Annotated in this window: 2 protein-coding genes; both read left to right on the top strand. The window is 42.3% G+C overall.

What is annotated here, in order from left to right:
- The first annotated feature begins 114 nt into the window (after window positions 1-114).
- A complete protein-coding gene (locus tag ACYVJG_RS12815) occupies window positions 115-339 on the top strand; it encodes a hypothetical protein (protein WP_460431387.1) in 225 nt (74 codons plus the stop codon).
- A gap of 35 nt (window positions 340-374) precedes the next feature.
- Window positions 375-1905: DUF4347 domain-containing protein (locus ACYVJG_RS12810; RefSeq protein WP_460431396.1), on the top strand; the 1531-nt coding region annotated here is incomplete at its 3' end.

Raw genomic sequence — 1905 nt, 5'->3', positions numbered from 1 at the left:
CAAGCTATAGCTTAGTCTCGGCTACTGAATTTTTAGAAAAACCGCTGGTTGCGTGATTCACGCGACCGGCGGTTTTTTTTTGCGTTGATTTTTTGTGCATGAAGGGAAGATTAAATGACTGATAAAAATAATTTGAATGAAAAAGAAGTGGGTGTTGTTGTGTCTTCTTTTGTGATTCATGCGCGGGATTGGGATTCGATTGAACAAGCGGCGGATTTATTGCGGTTAGAACCGATGGAGTTTGTAAAAGTAGCGCCGTATTTATTGGCAAGAAGGGTGATTGAGATTGACGACAGGATGGAGCAGCGAATTAAAGATGTTTTGGATTTGTATCGTTAATTTGAAGAATTAAATTCTATTTTGAGGATGAAAAAATGAGTAACGTTGAAAAATCTTTTGAGAACCAAATCGTTTCAGCACCTGCGGTGTTGCGTCCGGCGGTAGCAGTGTTAAATCAAGGGCGTTTAGAAGCTGCGTTTATTGATACCAGTGTGGCGGATTGGGAAGTTTTAGCGGCAGGGGTGCCAGAGGGTATTGAGGTTGTTTTGTTGGATGGTCAGCAAAATGGCGTGTTGCAGATGGCTGAATGGGCAAAAAGCCATACGGGTTATGATGCCATTCATATTCTTTCGCATGGTAGTGCAGGCAATATTCGGCTTGGAACCGCAGATTTAAATAAGAGTGCTTTTAATCAGTATCAAAATGAATTATCAAAAATTGGAAATAGTTTAACGGTTGATGGTGATATTCTCGTTTATGGGTGTCATGTCGCTAATGGTGAAGTCGGTCAGGAGTTTATCGGTAAACTCGCACAAGCCACAGGAGCAGATATAGCGGCTTCTGATGACTTGACTGGAAACTCTGCTGATGCTGGGGATTGGATGTTGGAATATACATCTAAATTAGTAGAAGCAATTAATTTTAATTTAAAAGATTACAAATATTATTTGTCTATACTTGGACAATTATTTAATGCAAATTTGACTTATATTAGCGACCCAAAATCTGGAACAATTGGTAGCGGTGTTGATATGAGTTGGAATGGAATTAATATAGACATATCTCAATCTGGAAATGTTGTAACTCTGCAATACAATCAAACAACTGGATATGGTGTTGGTGGTTTAAATATTGTTTTACCTAATTTCACAGATACCGTATCAGGTATTACACAAACGAGTAATACAATAGATGGCACTTATCCAACTAGTGGTACAGCTACTGGAAATCCAAATGTTAATCTTACATACAATGCAGGAACAAACACGTTTTCTTTGTCGTTACATTCATACCCAGAGCATCCAGATGATTTTGAATATCCAAGTGTCAGTGGAACTATAACTTGGACATTTACAGCTACTGGTGCTGGTGATTCGATTCCGCCAACATTCGATGTCGCCCCTTCCACTGGTTCAATTACTTCTAGCAGTTTCACGCCTTCCGCGTCTTTAGATGAATCAGGCACTGTTTACTATGTGGTTGTACCAAATAATGCAACAGCTCCAACTGTTGCAGAGGTCAAAGCCGGAACCGCATCAGGCGGTGGTGCGGCATTAGCCAGTGGCAATAGTGCAGCCAATACAGGTAGTTTCGATACCAGCTTTAGTGCTGTGACAGGATTAACTGCTAGTACCGATTATGATGTTTACTTTGTCGCAAAAGATGCCGCCAATAACGATCAGGCTAGTGTGACTAAGGTGGATGTGACGACGAGTGCTGCCCCTGACACCACACCTCCTGTTGCCCCAACCGTCGGCACAGCGAATTCCGCCACTGCGGTCAGTGTGACAGCTGAAACAGGGAGTACGGTTGAATTGTTTAAGTGGGTTGATACGAACAGCGACAACACCGTCGACAATGGCGAAGTCACCTCCTTAGGCACCGCCACTGCCACCGGCGGAACTG

The organism is Aquaspirillum soli, assembly GCF_054781915.1.
Note: the sequence above shows the minus strand (reverse complement) of the source record. Positions and strands in the feature narration are given on the sequence as shown.